We start from the raw sequence: 19,257 nt of genomic DNA on the forward strand, positions 1-19,257 counted from the left end.
CCCGCCCCCCCTCGCCCCCCCCCCCCCCCCCCCCCCCGCCGCCCCCCGCCCCCGCCCCCCCCCCTCGCCCAGGTGGCGGATATGCCAGACCCGTTCCTGGGTGCTGCCGTCGCTGTAGACGAAGTGCTCCTCCAGGGATCCCTCGTCGCCATTCCAGCGGCCCGTCATGCGCACGGTGAATCGCTTGACCACCTTGCCTGATCGGTCCGTGAACATGCCGTGCGCCGTCAGCGGCCCGTTGAAATACTGGCGCAGGTCCAGCGTCGGCTGCTCCTTGGCGTAGTCCTGGACCGAAGGCCCGGCACAGCCCGCCAGGGACAGTGCCAATGCCGCCCCCAGGCAGACGCGCCGCAGCGGCGAAAACGAAGCGCAGTGGGTGATGTGGCTCATGTGTGACTCCAGGAAGAATGCAATCGCTCGGCGCGCCAAAGCAGCAGCGCCGCCGCCAGCTTGAGCAGGCAGGGCAGCCCGCCATAGGCCCAGGCCAGCGCCTGCAGCCCGGCCGGGTCGGTGCCGCCGCTGCGGTAGCCCGCGGCGGACAGCAGGGGCAGGGCCAGGCCCGCAGCCAGGGCCAGGTTGAGCTTGGTGGCGCAGGTCCACCAGCCCAGGTAGCGGCCCTCGCCCCGGCCACCCTGGCCGGACTCGTGGATCACGCCCGTGAGCAGTGCGCCCGGCAGGGCCAGGTCCGCGCCCAGGGCCAGCCCGCTGGCCAGGCAGATCACGGCAAAGGCCATGGCGTCGCCCGCGCCCAGCCAGGGCGTGAAGCCGAAGGCCAGCACGCTGGCCAGCATGCCCGCGCGCCAGCTGGGCGCCAGGCCCCATCGCGAGACGGCCTTCACCCACAGCGGCAGGCCCAGGGCCGCCGCGCCAAAGAAGCACAGCAGCAGCAGGGGCTGCAGTGCAGGCGCCTGCAGCCTGTCGGCCACAAAGAAGGGCAGCAAGGTCGCGGGAACGGCCGCGGCCACGCCATTGAGCATGAAGATGGCCAGCAGCCGGCGAAACCCGGCATCCGCCCACGGAGAAGTGGACGAGGCCGGGGACTCCGGTTGCGGCATGCGGGGCGCAGAGGACACATGGGACACAGGAGCCACGGGCGCCCGGAGCCGGTACAGCCCCATCAGTCCCAGCACCAGGCCCAGTGCCAGCACGGCGCTGGTGGCGTCAAGGCCCATCACGGCCGGCAGCACGCTGGCCAGCAGCACACCCGCCAGCGTGGCGCCCTCGCGCCAGGCCGTCACACGGGCACGCCAGGCGGGCTGGCCGCCCCAGCGGGTGCCCCAGGCCTGGTGGAGGATGGTGACGAAGCTGTAGGCCAGCGTGCACACCAGCAGGCTGCCGGCCAGCCAACCCAGCATGGCGGCCTCGGAGCCGCGCGGCGGATGCCACAGCGCCCCGAAACCCAGCACCATCAGCAGGCTGCCCAGCGCAGCCGCCCGCCAGGCCGGCCGCATACCCTGGCGCAGCAGCCTGTCGGCCTGGCGGCCAATGGCCGGATCGACCACGGCATCGAGCGCCCGCGTGGCCAGCAGCACGGCGCCCAGCCCGGCCAGCGGCGCGCCGGCCACGCTGGCGTAGTGATAGGGCAGGTTCACATACAGGGGCAGGGACACAAAGGCCAGCGGCGCGGCCAGCCCGCCATAGGCCAGCCCTGTGCGCCAGGGCAGCACGGGGGCGGGAGCGGGGGCCGGGACGGAGGTCATGGCATGGTCCGCTGGCGTTCAGCCCTGGCCCAGCAGCGAGGTGCGCATGGCAGGCGCCGAGGTCTGCGGCGCCAGCCAGATGCCGAAGAACAGGCGCGCATAGTCGGCATCGCGCAGCTGCGCCGTCTGCCGGCCGTTGTGGAAAAAGCGCACATCGCCCTGGCCGTCGTTCAGGCCCAGCAGCCGGTCCTTGGCCACCACATCGGGAAAGGCCTGCTTCATCAGGTCCAGCCATTGGCGGGCCTGCTCTTCGGTGAAGCTGCCGACCCTGCGCATTTCGGCGATGGAGCGCTCGGCAATGGCCGCGCCTTCGAGCTTGCGGTCGTAGACCAGCTCCAGCGCAAACGGGTGGCGGGCGTAGTCCTCGGGCAGCAGTCCGGGCGCAGCCCACAGCCGCGCCTCATAGACGCGCAGGCCGAAAAAGCGCAGCACGGCCGTGCCCATCAGGCGCGCGGACGGCAGGGCGCTGCGCAGTTCGGCCGGAAGTTCGGCGGTCGGGGTGATGGCGTGCAGGGCGTTGGACATGGTGATCAATGAAGGGGCAAGGACGCAGGCGGCGCCCCAGGCCAGGGCCTGGCGGCGGGGGGCGCGGGGTGCACTGGGGGCGCGGCGCGCGTGAGGTTGCGGGGCTGTCATGGCAGGGGCTTGCGCAGCGTGAACTGGACGACATCGGTGTTGCCGGTGTCGAAGGCCGCCTCGCAATACGCCAGGTAGAAGGTCCAGATGCGCACGAAGCGTTCGTCAAAGCCCTGGGCACGCACGGTCTCCAGGCGCTCCTCGAAGGCCTGGCGCCAGCGCCGCAGCGTTTCCGCATAGTCGCGGCCGAAGGCCATGCGGCGCTCCACCACCAGGCCGGCGCGCCGCGCCTCCTGCTCGAAGGCGGGGATGCTGGGCAGCAGGCCGCCCGGGAAGATGTACTGCTGGATGAAGTCGGTGGAGCGCAGATAGCGCGCGAACAGATCCTCGCGCAGCGTGATGGTCTGTATGCAGGCCAGGCCCCCGGGCTTGAGGCAGTCGCGCAGCGTCTGGAAGTAGCCGCGCCAGTATTCGCGGCCCACGGCCTCGAACATCTCGATGGAGACGATGGCGTCGAAGGGCTCGCCCGCATGGCGCGCGGGCAGGTCGCGGTAGTCCTGGTAGCGCAGCTCCACCGCGTCGGCCAGGCCCGCCTGCTGCATGCGCTGCTGCCCCCAGACCAGTTGCTCGCGCGACAGGGTCACGCCCGTGACCCGGGCGCCGAACTCCTGCGCCGCCGCCTCGGCCAGCCCGCCCCAGCCGCAGCCGATTTCCAGCAGGCGCTGGCCGGGCTGCAGCCGCACCTCGTCCAGCGTGCGCCTGAGCTTGGCCTGCTGGGCTTGCTGGAGGTCCGCGTTGCGCAGCGCTTGGCCCGTGCGGCCCTGGAACCAGGCCGCGCTGTAGCTCATGCCGGGGTCCAGCCACAGGCGGTAGAAATCATTGCCCAGGTCGTAGTGGGCATGGATGTTCCTGGCACTGCCGGCCCGCGTATTGCGTTGCAGCAGATGGCGCAGGCGGTAGCCCAGCCGGCCCCACCAGCTGCCATAGACCAGGCTTTGCACATGGTCGCGGTTGGCCATGCACAGCCGCAGCAGGGCGGCCAGGTCGGGGCTGTCCCACTCGCCGGCGATATAGCCTTCGGCCAGCCCGATGTCGCCCGATTTGAGCGTGCGCTCCAGCGCCTGCCAGTCGTGCAGCACGCAATGCGCATCGGCAGCTCCCGACGGCGGGCGGGGCAGGTGCAGCAGGCGGCCATCGGGCTGCTCCAGGTCCAGCTGCCCGTGGGGCAGGCGTTCGAGCAGGTTCAGCACCCGGCGCGCCCGTGCAGGCGTGCGGCGCGGCGCTGCCGCGGAGGGGCTCAGCAGGGGGGCGGCGGTAGTGTTCATCGTGTGACGAAGCGCTTGGGCTCGGAGGGTTTGCCATGGAAAGGCACGCGCTTGGCCCAAAGGCGCAGCGCATGCCAGTGGATGCGGGCGACCACGCCCAGCGTCATCAGGGGCGTGCCGAAGAAGGCGCGGCGCACGGTGGCGCCGTCGAGCGGGTGCAGCACGCCGCCCACGCTGGTCTGCAGCAGCGGGCCGTCCTCGTCGTGCAGGTCCACGCGCGCCAGGGTGCGGTCTTCGCCCCGCTCGAAGCGGAAGCGGTACTCGCCGCGCACCTCGCAAAACGGCGAGACATGGAATTGCTTGCGCGCCACCTGCTCGCGGCCCCAGTCCAGGTCCGGTCCCGCCAGCAGATAGGCATGGCGCTCGCCAAAGGTGTTGTTGACCTCGGCCAGCACGGCGGCCAGCGAGCCGTCGGCGCGGTGCGCATACCAAAAGCTCACGGGCTTGAACACGTAGCCCAGCACGCGCGGGAAGGTGTGGAGCCAGACCTCGCCATCGGCGTCGGCTATGCCTTCGCTGTGCAGCAGCTGCTCGAACCAGGCCAGTGCGTCGCAGCCGCCCTCGCCGTGGTCGCTGTCATGAAAGCTCAGCCAGCCCAGCCGGTTGCGCCGCAGCGCGGCGTCCGGCTGCGTGCGCAGGCTGCGCAGCGGCAGCATCAGAAAGTAGCCGGGATAGCGGAAGGCATGCTCGACAGGCCGCAGGCGGCGGTGCCAGACATGGCCGAAGCCGATGAGGGGGCGGGCCGTCATGCAACCCCCTCGAAGGCCGCGCTGGCGGGCAGAACGGGCAAGGCCGGCAGGGCACGCAGCAGGCCATCGGCCGCGTCCAGTCCCGAGCGCAGGCCGTCTTCGTGAAAGCCGTAGCCGCACCATGCGCCGCAGAACCAGGTCCGGCGCTGGCCCTGCACGTCGGCCACGCGGCCCTGGGCCTCGATGGCCGCCAGGTCGAACACCGGGTGGCTGTACTCGATGCGCGCGTGGACCTGGCCTTCATCGATCGGGCGCACCGGGTTCAGCGAAACCATCACGGGCTGCTGCCACGGCAGGGGCTGCAGGCGATTGAGCAGGTAGTGCAGGCAGACGCCGGCCTGGTCCCGCCCCGGGTCGGCCGCGCGTTCGTAGTTCCAGGCGGCCCAGGCCGCCTGCCTGCGCGGCAGCACGCTGGCATCGGTGTGCAGAACGGCCTGGTTGGGCTGGTAGCGGATGGCGCCCAGCACGCTGCGCTCCTGTGGCGTGGCATCGCTGCCGAGCAGGCGCAGGGCCTGGTCGCTGTGGCAGGCCAGCACCACGGCGTCGAACGACTCCGTGCCGTTCGCCGTCTGCAGCAGTGCGCCATGCGCGGCGCGGCGCAGGCCCAGCACGGGCGCATTCAGGCGCGCCTCGTGGCGGCCGTCCTTGAGCAGCGCGGCCACCATGCGCCGCACGTACTGGCGCGAGCCGCCGCGCACCGTGTGCCACTGCGGCCGGTCCGTGACCTGGATCAGTCCATGGTTGTGGCAAAAGCGGATCAGCGTGGCCACGGGAAAGCGCAGCATCTGGTCGGTGGGGCAGGACCAGATGCAGCCCATCATGGGCAGCAGGTAGTCCTGACGGAAGGCGGCGCCAAAGCCGTGGTCGTCCAGAAAATCGCCGATGGCGCTGCGCAGCCGCGCTTCATCGCCTTCCTGGGCGATGCGCGTGGCCAGGCGGTTGAAGCGCAGGATCTCGGCCAGCATCTTCAGAAAGCGCGGGCGCAGCAGATTGCCCCGCTGCGCGAACACGCCGCCCAGCGAACTGCCGCTCCATTCCAGGCCCGCGCGGCCATCGGCCTCAGGCACCTGCACGGAAAACGACATCTCGGCGGCAGCCGTGGGCACCTGCAGCTGCTCGAACAAACGCGTCAGCAGCGGATAGGTGCGGTGGTTGAAAACCAGAAAGCCGGTGTCCACGCCCTGGCTCACGCCGCCCAGCGTCAAGTCCACCGTGTTGGCGTGCCCCCCGAAATGGCCGCCCGCCTCCAGCAAGGTCACGGCAGGCCCGCCCGGCGCCGCGGCCAGGCGGCTCGCTGCGGCCAGCCCCGCAATCCCCGAACCGATGACAGCAATGCGATGCATGGAGGCGCCCTTCTTGGTTGAACAGCCCGACTAGACCACAAAGACCAAATCGTGAACTGATGAGTTCAAACTATAAACCAAACATACCCGCTTTGCACTATTTGGTATCAGATATGACCTGCGAGGTCTAAAATATCGCTATGACTAGCCGCTCCTCCATCAAAGAACAGATACAGCGCGTGCGCGAGCAGGCCATCGTGGCGGCCGTCAACCGGCTGCTGGCCACCAAGGGCTACGACGCCATGACGGTGGACGAGGTCGCGGCCGAGGCCGGCATGGCCAAGGCCAGCCTGTACAAGCTGTTCACCTCCAAGGAAGAACTGGCGGGCGCCGCCATGGTGGGCGTGCTGGACCGCGCCCTGGCCTTTGTGGACGGCCTGCGCGACACGGCGGCCCAGGCCGCCGAGGCCGGCACGCCGGTGCGCCCGCTGGACCAGCTCAAGGCCGTGACATGCTGGGCCATGCAGACCCAGCTGGAAGGCGAGATGCCCTCCCTGCCGGCGCAGAACTCCAACCTCAGCGCCTCCCTGCAATCCAACGATGCCTACATGGACCGGCTGATCGCCCTGAGCAACCGCCTGAGCATCTGGATCACCGAGGCCCAGACCAGCGGCCAGCTGCAGCCCGCGCTGCCGGCCGAGCTGGTGCTCTACACGCTGTTCGCGCGGGCCTGCGATCCGGTGGTGGCCCTGCTCAAGGAATCGGGCCAGTACACGCACGCGCAGATCATCGACTGGGTCACGAGCACCACGTTCGACGGGCTGGCCGCAGCCCGTTGAACGGCCGGCCCGGGCCGCTGCGGCCTCAATGCAAATGAGAATTCATATCAACTGGATAAAATGCCGGGAGTTCTTTGACGCACAAGAGGAAAGGCCCGGCACGTGCATCCATCCACCGACAGTGGCGCCAGCCAGGCTCTGGGCAGCATGTACGCGCAGCACAACCCTTGGCTGGTCGCGTGGCTGCAGCGCAGGCTGGGCAACCGCTGCGATGCGGCCGACCTGGCCCAGGACACTTTCACGCGCATCTGGGTCAGCGCCAGGACACAGGCCATCGAGGACATCCAGGAGCCCCGCGCCTACCTGACGACGGTGGCCCGGCGGCTGCTGGTCAACCACCTGGAGCGCCGCTCGCTGGAGCAGGCCTACCTGGCCTCCCTGCACCTTCTGCCCCAGGCCACCGTGCTGTCCGTGGAGGCGCGGGCCATCCTGCTGGAGACGTTGCAGGAGCTCGATGCGCTGCTGGACGCCCTGCCCGCCAAGGTGCGCACGGCCTTTCTCATGTCCCAGCTCGAAGGCCTGTCCTACGAGGACATTGCCGCCCACATGCAACTGAGCGTGCGCACCGTGACGCGCTACATGGCCCAGGGCTTTCGGCAATGCCTGCTGGTGATGCTGGAGCGCTGAGCATGCAGGCCGCAGACGCACGCATCCTGGACGAGGCTGCCCGCTGGCTGGCCCGCAGGCACGCCTCGGACTTCAGCGCCGCCGAGCAGGCCGAGCTGGCACGCTGGCGCAGCCAGAGCAGCCGGCATGAACAGATCTGGCAGTGCGCCGAGCAGCTCAAGGGCCGCTTCAACGCCGTTCCCGGCGCCATCGGCATGGCCACGCTCAACCGCGCGCGTCCCTCGGCCGCACGGCGCCAGCTGCTGCGCTCGGCCGTGCTGGCCCTGGCCACGCCCGCGCTGGGCTGGCTGGCCTGGCGCCACCTGCCCTGGCAGGACTGGACGGCCGACTACCGAACGGCCAAGGGCGAGCGCCGCGCGGTCACGCTGGCCGATGGCAGCCGCGTGCAGCTGAACACGGCCTCGGCCATCAGCGTGCGCATGGATGGCACGGCGCGGCGCATCCGCCAGCATGCGGGGGAAATCCTGGTCGAGACCGCGCATGCCCCGCCCTACGCCTCCCAGCCTTTCATGGTGCAGACAGACGACGGCCAGATGCAGGCCCTGGGCACGCGCTTCATCGTGCGCAAGCTGGAGCACGGCACGGCGCTGGCCGTGCTGGAGGGCGCGGTGCGCGTCACGCCGGCAGCATCGGCCAAGGCCGTGGTGGTGCATGCGGGCGAGCAACTGCATTTCGATGGCCATGGCGCCAGCGCCACCCGCCCGGTGGCGGCGCGGGACTCGGCCTGGACGCTGGGCGTGCTCTATGCCGAGAACCTGCGCCTGCAGGACTTCCTGGCCGAGCTGTCGCGCTACCGCGAAGGCCTTGTGCGGTGCGACGACGATGTCGCCGACCTGCGCGTCTCCGGCACGTACCAGTTGCAAGACACCGACCGCATCCTGGCCCTTCTGGCCCAGACCCTGCCGGTGCGCGTGCACGAGCGCAGCCGGTACTGGGTGACGGTGGCGCGGCGCTGATTTGGATTTTTTTCTGCCAGGGCTGTCCGGTTTTTCACTCTCGCCTGTCAAGGGGTGTGAAAAGCACTTTCATCGACCGCCCAGAGGACAGAACACCATGCACTCCCCTTCTTCCACCGCCGGACCACGCGCCAGCCTGCGCGCCACCGCCTTGGCGGCCCTGGCCGCCAGCACCTCGCTGCTGCTGCACGCGCTGCCAGTCCAGGCGGCCGAGCCGGCCGCCAGCGCCGCTGCCCGGAGCTACCAGATCCAGCAGGGTCCGCTGGGCCCGGCGCTGATGGCCTTTGCCGCGCAGGCAGGCGTGAACCTGGGCATGGACCTGCAACAGCTCGGCGGCATGAAGACACGCGGCCTGTCCGGCACGTTCTCCGTGGAGGACGGCTTTGCGCAGCTGCTGAACACGTCAGGCTGGACAGCGCGCCGCGTGGGTGCGGGCAACTACGCGCTGGAGAAGCTGCCTGCGGCGGCCCGCCAGGCGCCGTCCGCTGCAGCGGCCGTGCCCGCAGCCCCGGCCGCAGCCCCGTCCGCTGCCCAAGCCGCAGCAGAGGCCACGGAACTTGCCGCCATCACGGTGACCGCGCGCACGCAGAACAACCTGGTCGCACCCTCGCGGCAGGTCACGATTCTGGAAGGCCAGGAGGTGGAGCAGCTGCGCCAGGGCTCGGACAGCCTGGCCACCATGCTCAGCAAGGTGGTGCCTGGCATGGCGGACTCCAGCCACACCATCACCGACTACGGCCAGACGCTGCGGGGCCGCAACATGCTGGTGCTGGTGGACGGCGTTCCGCTGAACACCAACCGCGATTCGTCCAGGAACCTGGCCAACATCAACCCGGCCGACATCGAGCAGATCGAGGTGCTGCGCGGCAGCAGCGCCATCTACGGCAGCGGTGCGGCGGGCGGTATTGTCTCCATCCGCACCAAGCGGCCCTCGGGCGAGACGCGGGCCGAGACCATCGTCACCGGCTCGGCCCCGCTGTCGCGCCTGCGCGGCGCGGGGCTGGGTGGCGAGGTGCAGCACTATCTGTCCGGCGGCGGCGAGGTGGTCGACTACTCGGTGAGCCTGGGCGCAAAGCACATGGGCGGTGCCTTTGACGCCAAGGGCAACCGCATTGCGCCCGAGCCCAGCCAGGGCGACCTGTTCGACTCCAACATCTACAACGCCTCGGCCAAGATCGGCTTCAAGCTCGATGCCGACCAGCGCCTGCAATTGACCGCCAGCCACTACAACGCGGCCCAGGATACGGACTACGCCTCCGACCCGTCGGTGGCGCGGCTGCCGGCCGGAACGGCTGCGGCCCGCCCCATCAAGGGCCTGGTGCTGGCCGACCAGAACCAGATCAAGAACACCATGCTGGGCCTGGACTACGAGAACCGGGACATCGCAGGCAGCACGCTGGCCGCCCAGCTCTACTACCGGGATTTCTTCACGCGGTTTGCGCCCTTCGACGCACGCGCCGTGCCGGTGCGGGGCGCCAATGTCGACCAGTCCATGCAGAACTCCGAGGTCTTTGGCGGGCGCCTGACACTGAAGACGCCGCTGGGCGCCAGCAAGAAAAGCCTGCTGATCTGGGGTGCGGACTTCCACCAGGAGCGCACCGACATGCCCATCGACATCTTCGACCCCAGGGCCTATGACGCCAGCGGCGGCCTGGTCTTCAACAAGACCGGGCGCCTGATCTACATGCCCCCGGTCACCACGCGCAGCATCGGCGCCTTCGCCCAGCTGCAGCACCGGTTCAGCGACCAATGGTCGGCCGAAGGCGGCCTGCGCTACGACCGCGCCCAGGCCAGCTTCAACGACTTCACGCCGCTGTCGCAATCGCGGGTGCCCAACCCCCAGTCCGTGAATGGCGGCACCGTCCAGTACAACGCCTGGACCTACAACCTGGGCACGGTCTTCACGCCGGTGAAGGGCCAGGAGTTCTATGCCTCGTACAGCCAGGGCTTCGAGCTGCCGGACATCGGCGTGGTGGTGCGCAATGCCACGCCGGCCTTCAACCTGGGCAACTCCAACCTGCAGGCGGTCAAGACCAACACCTATGAAATGGGCTGGCGCGGCAAGTTCTCCAACGTGATGGCCAATCTCAGCGTCTTCCAGTCGCGCTCCAACCTGGGCGCCGTGCAAAGCTTCAACAACGGCCTGTCCCTGCTGCGCACCCGCGAGAAGATCCACGGCATCGAAGGCGGCCTGGACTACTTCAGCGATGACGACCACTGGAGCGCGGGCGGCAGCTTCACCTGGATGAAGGGCCGCGAGCTGCCGCAGGCCGCCAGCGGCTACCAGGACATGACGGGCTTTCGCATCCCGCCGCTCAAGCTGACGGCCTATGTGGAGTACCGGCCCGATGCCCGCTGGAGCCATCGCCTGCAGGCAACCTCGTATGCCGCCAAGGACTACCGCCTGGACGGCAAGACCGGCTTTGGCCGCTATGACACGCGGGGCTACACCACGGTGGACCTGATCAGCCAGTGGAAGATCGACCCCAAGAACCGCGTGTCCCTGGGCGTGGAAAACCTGTTCAACCGCCAGTACTTCCCGCTCTACAGCCAGCTGCTGCGCAGCAACAACAACACCAGCCGCCTGCCAGCGGCCGGCACGGTGCTGAAGATCAGCTACGCGCACACCTGGTGACCCGCGGGCAGGCACCGATCGCCGGGGCCTGCCAATACCCACCCGTGCAGCCCGGACGACCCCCTGGTTAAAATGAGAACCAATCGCATTAAGTCATTGATATCAGGGGATTCATCTTTGCGGTTGTGGGGGTCAGCATGTCATCCGGCGAATTCGCGCTGCACAACGAGGTCCAGTCGCTCTATCGTGACCATCACCGATGGCTGCGCGATTGGCTGCGCAGAAAACTGGGCTGTTCCCACCATGCCGCCGACCTGGCCCACGACACCTTCGTGCGCCTGCTCGGCCGCAAGGAGCGGGCGGACCCGGTGGACCCCCGCGCCTACCTGACCACCATCGCCCACGGCCTGGTGGTGGACTTTCACCGGCGCCGGGCGCTGGAGCGGGCCTATCTGGAATCGCTGGCTGCCGTGCCCGAGCCGCAGGCGCCCTCACCCGAAGCACGCGCCATCGTGCTGGAGGCCCTGGTGGCCATCGACGCCATGCTCGACGGCATGAAGCCCGCCGTGCGCCAGGCCTTCATCCTCTCCCAGCTCGAAGGCCTGACCTATGCGCAGATCGCCGCCCGGCTGCAGGTGACCGTGCGCACCGTCAACAACTACATGCTCAAGGCGCTGGAGCACTGCTACCTCATCGTGGCAGACGGCGCATGACGGCCTTGCCCTCGAACAGCGACAGCGCCGTGGACGCGGCTGCACATTCGCCAACCACCACCACCCCAGCCCAGGCCCAGGCCCGCATCCGCCAGGAAGCGATTGCCTGGTACGCCCGACTTTGCTCCGGCGATGCCACCGACGCCGACCGTGCCGCCTGGCAGCGCTGGCATGAGGCCCACCCCGAGCACCAGCGCGCATGGCGGCATTTCGACGCCCTGCAGTCCATGCTGCAGCGCGTGCCGGGCCACCTGGCCGCCTCCACGCTGCAGGCCAGCCGGCGCAGCCGCCGCCGGGTGCTGCGCGGCATCGGCGCACTGGTGGGCAGCGGGGCCGTGGCGGGCCTGTCATGGCAGCTGGCCGGCGGGCAGGGCGGCGTGCGCTCCTGGCTGGCCGACTACCGCACCGGCACGGGCGAGCGCCGCACCGTCACGCTGGCCGACGGGTCCGAGCTGACGCTGAACACCAGGACCTCGGTGGACGTGTCCATGGACCCCACGCGCCGGCTGCTGGTGCTGCGCGAGGGCGAGATCCTGGTGCAGACCGCCCATTCCCTGGCCGGGCCCGGCGCGGGCGCCAAGGAGGGCCGCCCGTTCATGGTGCACACGCCGCAGGGCCGCATCCTGGCGCTGGGCACGCGCTTCACCGTGCGCAGCGAGGGCAGCGAGGGCGGTGACACCGTGGTGAGCGTGCTGCAGGACGCCGTGGAAATCCAGCCCCTGCAGGACCCCAGCCGCAGCCTGCGGCTGCAGGCCGGCCAGCAGGCCAGCTTCAACCGCAACGGCATGCTTCCCGCCCAGGCCGCCGACCCGGCCCTGGTCAGCTGGGTGGGCGGCAGCCTCATCGTGGACGGCTGGCGGCTGGACGACGTGGTGCGCGAACTCGCACGCTACCGGCCCGGCCGCCTGGCCTGCGACCCGGCCGTGGCCGGCCTGCGCGTGTCCGGCGTGTTTCCGCTGGCCGACACGGACAAGGCGCTGGCCGTCATCACCCGCGCCTTCCCGGTGCGCGCGGCCGGCCTGTCGCGCTACTGGCTGACCCTGGTGCCCGTCTAGGGTCAGCCAGTTCCCCATGCCGCGCAAAAAACTTCGCGGCCCATTTTCATCTTTTGCGATCTCGTTCGGCTCCCTTCATGAAAGCCCTTGTCTCACCGCTGTTCATGGCCAGGAAACCCGAATGCAAACGCCCTTCACACCGACACCCGCCCGCGCGGCGCTGACCTGCCTGCTGGCTGCGGCGGTGGCATGTGCGGCCCCCGGCCATGCGGCCGAGCCCCTGGCGCAGACCCGCCAGGCCGCCAGGGCCTATGAGATCGAGGCCGGCCCGCTGGCCTCGGTGCTGGGCCAGTTTGCGGCGGCCGCAGGCGTGGCCCTGTCCTATGACCCGGCCAGCACGCGCCAGCGGCAGTCGGGCGGCCTGCGCGGCAGCTATACCGTGGGCGCGGGCTTTGCAGCCATCCTGGCGGGCTCCGGGCTGGAGGCGGTGGAAGGCGGCGCGGGTGAATTCATCGTGCGCAAGGCGGCCATGCCTGCAACGGCGGGCGCTGCAGCGGCCGACGCCACCGAGCTGCCCGCCGTGCGCGTCGTGGCCCGGGCGGCCCCTGCCCCGGTCGATGCCGACGAGCGCTACCAGCCCACGCCCGATGCCTCCAGCCTGCGCACCACGGCGCCCGTGCTGGAGATCCCGCAGGTGGTCAACGTGGTGCCGGCCCAGGTGATCCGCGACCAGCGCCCGCGCAACCTGGACGAGGCGCTGGCCAATGTCAGCGGCGTCACCCAGGGCAACACCCTGGCCAGCACGCAGGACACCATCATGAAGCGCGGCTTCGGCACCAACCGCGACGGCTCCGTCATGCACAACGGCATGCCCCTGGTGCAGGGGCGCGGCATGAACGCCGCCGCCGAGAGCGTGGAAGTGATCAAGGGCCCGTCCTCGCTGCTGTACGGCCTCATGGACCCGGGCGGCGTGATCAACGTGGTCAGCAAGAAGCCGCAGCTGCGCCAGCGCACGGCGCTGTCGCTGCAGGGCTCGGGCTACGCGGGCGGGCGCAACGGCACGGGTGCCACGCTGGACACCACCGGCCCCATCGGGGAGAACGGTCTGGCCTACCGCCTGGTCGTCGACCATGTGGACGAGGACTACTGGCGCAACTTCGGCCAGCACCGCGAGACGCTGGTGGCGCCGTCGCTGGCCTGGTATGGCGACGACACGCAGGCCGTGCTCTGGTACGAGTACCGCAAGTACCTGACGCCCTTCGATCGCGGCACGGCTCTGGACCCGGTCACCCGGCGCCCGCTGGACCTTCCGGCCACGCGCCGGCTGGACGAGCCCTTCAACCAGATGACGGGCGAGACCCACCTGGCCCAGCTCTCCGTGGACCACCGCCTGGGCAGCGGCTGGGCCGCCCACCTGAACCTGAGCTACAACCGCGAGATCTACGACGCCAACCAGCTGCGCGTGAACGGCGTGAACACCGCGCGCGGCACCCTGCAGCGCAGCAACGACGCCACGCACGGCGCGCTCAGCACCGACAGCTATGGCTCGGCCTATGTGGACGGCAGCGTGCAGTTGGCGGGCCTGCGCCATGACCTGCAGTTCGGCGCCGATGCCGAGTACCGGCTGATCTACCGCTCCGACCTGCTGCGCCAGGCCGTCACCTCCACCTTCAGCTACGCCAATCCCGTCTATGGGCTGGAGCAGCCCTCGGCCACCGTCTCGGCCAGCGACAGCGACCAGAGGGACCAGCTGCACAACCAGTCGCTGTTCCTGCAGGACGCCATCCACCTGGGCGACCGCTGGGTGCTGACCACCGGCCTGCGCTACCAGACCTGGCGCCAGACCGCCGGCCGGGGCCGCCCTTTCAAGGCCAACACCCAGGCCGACGGCACGGCCTGGCTGCCGCGCGCCGGCCTGGTCTACCAACTGGCCAACGGCCTGTCGCTCTACGGCAACTACTCGCAGTCGCTCAGGCCCACCTCCACCATCGCGCCGCTGGCCAGCGGCACCGTGATCGACTCGGGCGTGGCCCCCGAGGAGGCCCGGTCCTGGGAAGCCGGCGCCAAGCTGGACCTGCCAGGGCAGCTCACCGGCACACTGGCGCTGTTCGACATCCGCAAGAAGAACGTGCTGGTCTCGCAGTTCAACGACGCCACCAAGCTGACCGACTGGCGCACCTCGGGCGCGGCGCGATCGCGCGGGCTGGAGGTGGATGTGGCCGGCGAGCTGGGCCGCCACTGGAGCGCCATCGCGGCCTTTGCCTATGTGGATGCCAAGACCACGCAGGACCCGCTCTACCAGGGCAACCAGCTGTGGAACGTGGCGCGGCAGACGGCCTCGCTGTCGGCCGTGTACGACTTTGGCCAGGTCCTGGGCGATGTGCTGGGCAATGTGCTGGGCGAGGGCCGGCTGCGCGTGGGCGGCGGCCTGCAGTACGTGGGCAGGCGGCCCGGCGACTCGGCCAACTCCTTCTGGCTGCCGGGCTATACCGTGGCCCATGCCTTTGCCACGTATGACACGCGGATCAACGGCTACAGGACGCGCTTTCAGCTCAACGTGAAGAACCTGTTCGACCGCACCTACTACCCGTCGAGCGCCAACACCTACTTCATCTCGATGGGCGACGCGCGCCAGGTGCTGCTGCGCGCCACGGTCGAGTTCTGAGCGGGCGCCAGCCCGGCCCCCGGCCTTTCCTCTTTTGTGTCTGTCCCGGCACGCAGCCGCATGCGATGCCACGCATCACGCATCACCTCCATGAACTTATCTCCCCGCGTATCGCCTCGCCGAACGCCCCGCCAAACGCTTTTTTCCTCTATTGACTGGCCATTGCGCATGCCTTCCTCCTTCCACACCCTCCCCCCCATTGCCGGCATGCCCCGCTCCTGCCTGTGCCTTGCCATGGCTGCCATCCCCGTGATGGCCTTCTCCCAGGCCGCCGACGCACCGTCCACGCAACTGGAAACCGTGCAGATCCAGGCCGAGAAGCAGCAGAACAACGAAGACAACTTCGTCGCCCGCAAAACCACGGGCGTGCTGCGCTCCGATGCGCCGCTGTTCGAGACCGCGCAGTCCATCAGCGTGGTGACCCAGCGGCAGATCGAGGAAAAACAGGTCAGGTCCGTGGCCGAGGCGCTGGAGAGCGTGGCCGGCGTGGCATCCGGCTCGTACGGCCGGCGCGGCTGGGATGACTTCATCATCCGCGGCCAGATCTCCAGCGCGCAAACCTATGTGGACGGCCTGCGGGCGCAGACCTCCACCAATGTCCTGCGCTCCGAGGACATCTTCGGCATCGGCTCCATCGAAGTGGTCAAGGGCCCCACCTCGGTGGGCTTCGGCCTGGCCCTGCCGGGAGGCCTGGTCAACCTGACCACCAAGCGCCCGCAGGCCGAGTCGTTCTCGCGCGCCGGCATCAGCGTGGGCAGCTATGGATTGAAGGAGGCCAACTTCGACCTGAACTACTCGCCCGACGCAAGCCGCAAGGGCGCCTTCCGCATCGTGGGCCGCGCATCCGACCAGAACGATCCCACGGACTACGTCTACTTCAAGAACCAGTACCTGGCGGGCTCGTACAACTTCGACCTGGACGGCAGGAACGAGCTGTCCGTCATCGCCAGCTACCAGCACCGCAACTACATCCGCAACCAGGGCATTCCGCAGAACTACGAAAAATACGGGCGCAATGTCTTCATCGGCGAACCCGACCGCAGCTACGAGGTGGACTCCTACCGCCTGGGTGCCAACTACGCGCACTACTTCGACAACGAATGGGTGTTCCGCCAGAACTTCGCGCTTACCAAGGGCAGCAGCCTGAGCAACTCGGTCTTTGCGGCGGCCAATGCCAGGTTCCCCCTGGTGGCGCGCCAGATCAACTACCAGGACAAGCAGGACGTCAACATCGCCCTGGACAACTACCTGCAGCGCAACTTCAAGTTTGATCGCGTGAACTACGAGCTGACCGCCGGCATCGACATGATGCGAGAGCGCAGCGACTACTACCAGCGCGTGGACAACATCAACCCCTTCAACGCCGACAACCCGGTCTATGGCGTCACCTCCATCAAGGAGGGCAAGCCCTCGCACAACCTGACCTACAGCCAGTACGTGGGCCTGTACCTGCGCAACACCATCAAGATCGATGAGAAATGGATCGTCGGCCTGAATGGCCGCCATGACTGGACGCGCGTGGAAATCCAGGACAGGCTGGCCGGCGGCTCCGTCAGCAACAGCAACACCGCCTTCACGGGCAGCGCCTCGCTGATGTACCAGGCCAGCGAGTTCCTGGCACCCTACGTCAGCTACTCCACCTCCTTCATGCCCGTGACGGATGCCGGCGTCAACGGCACGCTGCTCAATCCCGAAGAGGGCAAGCAGACCGAACTGGGCGTGAAATTCCAGGCCCTGGACCGGCGCGTGCAAGGCTATCTGGCGGTGTATGACCTGCGGCGCAAGAACGTCACCGAGAACGACGCCACGCTGGGCTACGCCGTCCAGACCGGCGAGCAGACCACCAAGGGCTTCGAAGCGGAAGTCGTCGCCTCGCTGACGCGGCAATGGAATGTCTCGGCCGCCTACAGCTACATCCCCTCGGCCCGGACCTCCCAAAGCCTGACGGCCAGCGAAATCGGCAAGCGCATCAACCATGTGCCCAAGAACGCGGGCTCCGTCTTCACGCAGTACTACTTCAACCCCGACCGCATGGGCTGGAACATGGGCGCAGGCCTGCGCATGCAGGGCGCCCGCACGGCGCAGCGCGGCACGGCCTTCGTCAACCTGGCCAGGTACACCCTGCTCGACCTGAACCTGGGCTATGAAGCGAAGTCATGGGGCCTGAGCCTGGCCATCAAGAACCTGCTGGACAAGGACTACGTCCAGGGCACCACGCCGAACGCGCAGCTGCTGAGCTTCGGCAGCCCGCGCACGCTGATGGTGAGTGCCAGGTTCAAGTACTGAGGCTGGCTGGCTCCTTCACGCATGCGAGCCTTTCAGCCAAGGTGCGCAACCCGGCGGCGCCGATAGGCGGGCGCCGGCTGCGCCCCGGCTTCATGGCCCCTTGCGCAGCGAGATCGGCGTGCCCCACACCGGGTCGGCCGCGCCCTGGCGGCCCAGCGTGGTGACCTGCATGGGCACCAGGCGTGCCATCAGCTTTTCCTGCTCGGCGTTGAGATTGGCGCGCGTGGCCAGATAGTTGCGCGTGAACTCCATGGGCGGCGGCAGTGTGTGGACGGTGAAGTCTTCCAGCGGGCATTCCACCTTCTCGGCCGCCACCTTGCGGCAGCCGGCCTGGCGGAACTGGTAGCTGGGCGTCTTCAGGTGCGAACGCTGGCTCAGCACCAGTTGGCCGCCCTCCAGCGTGAAGCTGGCCAGCGCCTGCCTGGGCAGCACGCGCACCTGGACCTTGAGTGCGGGAATGTCGCGCGAATCCGTGTCCTGGTAGTAGCCCGCCGCCATGCCCGGCGTGCTGTCGGTGACCATGCGCTCGCCCCAGGCCACGCAATTGCCCGAGGCGCGGTGCACCGTGGTGCAGTACTTCTCGATCCGGCTTTGCGAGTGCGTCGTGCCCTCCTTCCAGTTCATCTCGGTATAGAACTGGCGATAGGTTTCCGGCGACAACGTGGCCGTTCCAAGGGTGCCGCGGCCTGCGCCGGTGGCCCCGGCCTTGGCGCCCAGCTGGTCAAGCTGGGCATTGAGCCGGTAGTCGTCACCCCCCGTCATCAGGTACTTGCCCGGCGGCAGCACATGGACCTCGAAGGCCTTGAACAGATAGGTGGTCTTGGGGTCGCGCTGCAGCGCGTTGTTCTGGAACTTGCGGCCAAACACGATCTCCGGCTTGTCCTCATGGGTCCAGACCACGTTGGGAGTCCACTTCGACATGCCATCGGCGTCGGCCAGCGACTTGTGCGGCGTCAGATCAGCCACCAGCACCACGGCCATGTTGGCCTTCAAGGCTTCGCTGATCACCCACAGCGTCTTTGCCTGCTCCGCTTCCTCCTTCTCGAGCTGCCCGCTGGAAGGCGGCGCGGCACACCCTGACAATCCCAGGGCGAGCACCAGGGTCGGCAAAACGAAGCAGGGGCGCTGCAGTGTCATCGTTGAAATCCTTCGGGGTTGATGCTGGAAAGGCGTCATTTTGCGGGGAGATCTCCGGCGGCCCCGGCCAGGGGCAGGCCCTCGACACGGAAAAGCCGCCCGAAGGCGGCCGGTTCCAGGGAGCGCTGCACCAGCGCTGGCTGCGATCAATCAGCGTTGCTGTGGCTGGCGCAAAGGCTGCCCTTGTTGGCGGACGTTCGCCTTGCACTGCATCTGGCTGTAGTTCCTGTCCGTGATGGGTTGCCCCATCTGCAGGGGAACATGGACCGGATGCAGCGGGCCTCTCGTGGGAAGAAGCTGTTTCATGGTTCCATCCTCACGTCAAACGGAACGCCGCCCAGCCCGTCAGCGGGGCTGATTGGGCTGCTGCTGGCCTGGCTGGTTCTGGCCAGGTTGCTTGTGCTGGGGGTTGTCCTGCTGCTGCTGTCCGGGGTTTTGCTGGTTCGGGTTCTGCTGCTGCGGGTTGTTTTGCTGCTGCTGTTGCTGGTCGTTTTGCTGAGCCATGGGTATCTCCTTCACATGGTGGTCAAAGAGGCGCGTCAAACGAAGCGCCCGACTGCAGCGCAGATATGCACTGCGCTGGTAACCAGTGTGGGACCAGGCATGCGGCTCAGCCGTAGGACCGGCCAGAGCGTGCGCAGCCCCATGTTGCGACACCGCAGGTAGGCCAGCCGCCGGGTGTCCGACGGACATTTCGCACAGGGGCAACGAAGGAACAGGGCAGGCTTGGATTTACTAAATTTACGGATATTTCTGACAAATTTCGTTCACATGACCTGTCCCCTTTAGACGTGCCAATGTTCACTTAGCGAGTCCAAGGTTGTGGAGACT

17 protein-coding genes are annotated in these 19,257 nt (G+C 68.5%); 8 read left to right on the forward strand and 9 right to left on the reverse strand.

Features of this window, described 5'->3' with window-relative positions; genetic code table 11:
• The 6 genes from IAE24_RS28865 to IAE24_RS28890 form a co-directional block, all read right to left on the reverse strand.
• Window positions 1–390 (reverse strand): DUF3833 family protein (locus IAE24_RS28865; protein WP_233630800.1); only part of this gene is annotated, 390 nt, incomplete at its 3' end.
• On the reverse strand, window positions 387–1,700 hold the full coding sequence (locus tag IAE24_RS28870) for an MFS transporter (RefSeq protein WP_199962536.1): 1,314 nt from the start codon (window positions 1,698–1,700) through the stop codon (window positions 387–389). The genes IAE24_RS28870 and IAE24_RS28865, both read right to left, overlap by 4 nt.
• Before the next feature lie 18 nt (window positions 1,701–1,718).
• The gene (locus IAE24_RS28875; protein ID WP_200016411.1) at window positions 1,719–2,336 is read right to left on the reverse strand and encodes a hypothetical protein; all 618 of its coding nucleotides are present in this window, start codon (window positions 2,334–2,336) and stop codon (window positions 1,719–1,721) included.
• Entirely contained in the window at window positions 2,333–3,601 is a 1,269-nt protein-coding gene (locus tag IAE24_RS28880; RefSeq protein WP_199962456.1) for an SAM-dependent methyltransferase, read from the reverse strand. Before IAE24_RS28880 ends, IAE24_RS28875 begins: the two co-directional genes overlap by 4 nt.
• Window positions 3,598–4,350 carry a DUF1365 domain-containing protein gene (locus IAE24_RS28885; RefSeq protein ID WP_013800469.1) on the reverse strand — a complete coding sequence of 251 codons (753 nt, stop codon included), beginning with the start codon at window positions 4,348–4,350 and terminating at the stop codon, window positions 3,598–3,600. The genes IAE24_RS28880 and IAE24_RS28885 overlap by 4 nt, the downstream gene beginning before the upstream one ends.
• On the reverse strand, window positions 4,347–5,693 hold the full coding sequence (locus tag IAE24_RS28890) for an NAD(P)/FAD-dependent oxidoreductase (protein ID WP_199962457.1): 1,347 nt from the start codon (window positions 5,691–5,693) through the stop codon (window positions 4,347–4,349). The genes IAE24_RS28885 and IAE24_RS28890 overlap by 4 nt, the downstream gene beginning before the upstream one ends.
• Window positions 5,694–5,833: 140 nt before the next feature.
• Between IAE24_RS28890 and IAE24_RS28895 the strand changes: the two genes are divergently transcribed.
• The 8 genes from IAE24_RS28895 to IAE24_RS28930 all read left to right on the forward strand — a co-directional run bounded on the left by IAE24_RS28895 (window position 5,834) and on the right by IAE24_RS28930 (window position 17,289).
• The gene (locus IAE24_RS28895; RefSeq protein ID WP_071956946.1) at window positions 5,834–6,472 is read left to right on the forward strand and encodes a TetR/AcrR family transcriptional regulator; all 639 of its coding nucleotides are present in this window, start codon (window positions 5,834–5,836) and stop codon (window positions 6,470–6,472) included.
• 147 nt (window positions 6,473–6,619) lie between these two features.
• On the forward strand, window positions 6,620–7,099 hold the full coding sequence (locus IAE24_RS28900; protein WP_063328624.1) for a sigma-70 family RNA polymerase sigma factor: 480 nt from the start codon (window positions 6,620–6,622) through the stop codon (window positions 7,097–7,099).
• 2 nt (window positions 7,100–7,101) lie between these two features.
• Window positions 7,102–8,055, forward strand: a complete 954-nt coding sequence (locus tag IAE24_RS28905) for a FecR domain-containing protein (protein ID WP_199962458.1) — start codon at window positions 7,102–7,104, stop codon at window positions 8,053–8,055.
• Between the two features lie 97 nt (window positions 8,056–8,152).
• Window positions 8,153–10,690: a TonB-dependent siderophore receptor gene (locus tag IAE24_RS28910; protein ID WP_199962459.1), complete on the forward strand. Its 2,538-nt coding sequence runs from the start codon at window positions 8,153–8,155 to the stop codon at window positions 10,688–10,690.
• Window positions 10,691–10,827: 137 nt separating this feature from the next.
• The gene (locus IAE24_RS28915) at window positions 10,828–11,343 is read left to right on the forward strand and encodes a sigma-70 family RNA polymerase sigma factor (RefSeq protein WP_199962460.1); all 516 of its coding nucleotides are present in this window, start codon (window positions 10,828–10,830) and stop codon (window positions 11,341–11,343) included.
• Window positions 11,340–12,398, forward strand: coding sequence for a FecR domain-containing protein (locus tag IAE24_RS28920; RefSeq protein WP_199962461.1), 1,059 nt, complete (start codon window positions 11,340–11,342; stop codon window positions 12,396–12,398). The genes IAE24_RS28915 and IAE24_RS28920 overlap by 4 nt, the downstream gene beginning before the upstream one ends.
• Window positions 12,399–12,519: 121 nt before the next feature.
• Entirely contained in the window at window positions 12,520–15,003 is a 2,484-nt protein-coding gene (locus IAE24_RS28925) for a TonB-dependent siderophore receptor (RefSeq protein ID WP_199962462.1), read from the forward strand.
• 234 nt (window positions 15,004–15,237) lie between these two features.
• Window positions 15,238–17,289 (forward strand): TonB-dependent siderophore receptor, encoded by a 2,052-nt coding sequence (locus tag IAE24_RS28930; RefSeq protein ID WP_233630801.1) that lies wholly within the window; start codon window positions 15,238–15,240, stop codon window positions 17,287–17,289.
• A gap of 90 nt (window positions 17,290–17,379) precedes the next feature.
• Here IAE24_RS28930 and IAE24_RS28935 read toward each other — a convergent pair whose 3' ends face one another.
• The 3 genes from IAE24_RS28935 to IAE24_RS28940 all read right to left on the reverse strand — a co-directional run bounded on the left by IAE24_RS28935 (window position 17,380) and on the right by IAE24_RS28940 (window position 18,930).
• Window positions 17,380–18,426: a hypothetical protein gene (locus IAE24_RS28935; RefSeq protein WP_199962464.1), complete on the reverse strand. Its 1,047-nt coding sequence runs from the start codon at window positions 18,424–18,426 to the stop codon at window positions 17,380–17,382.
• Window positions 18,427–18,576: 150 nt separating this feature from the next.
• Window positions 18,577–18,732, reverse strand: coding sequence for a hypothetical protein (locus tag IAE24_RS30495; protein WP_233630802.1), 156 nt, complete (start codon window positions 18,730–18,732; stop codon window positions 18,577–18,579).
• Between the two features lie 39 nt (window positions 18,733–18,771).
• Window positions 18,772–18,930 (reverse strand): hypothetical protein, encoded by a 159-nt coding sequence (locus tag IAE24_RS28940; RefSeq protein ID WP_016448437.1) that lies wholly within the window; start codon window positions 18,928–18,930, stop codon window positions 18,772–18,774.
• Between the last annotated feature and the right edge of the window lie 327 nt (window positions 18,931–19,257).

Source organism: Delftia sp. S65, assembly GCF_016516495.1.
Classification (GTDB): Bacteria; Pseudomonadota; Gammaproteobacteria; order Burkholderiales; family Burkholderiaceae_C; genus Comamonas; species Comamonas acidovorans.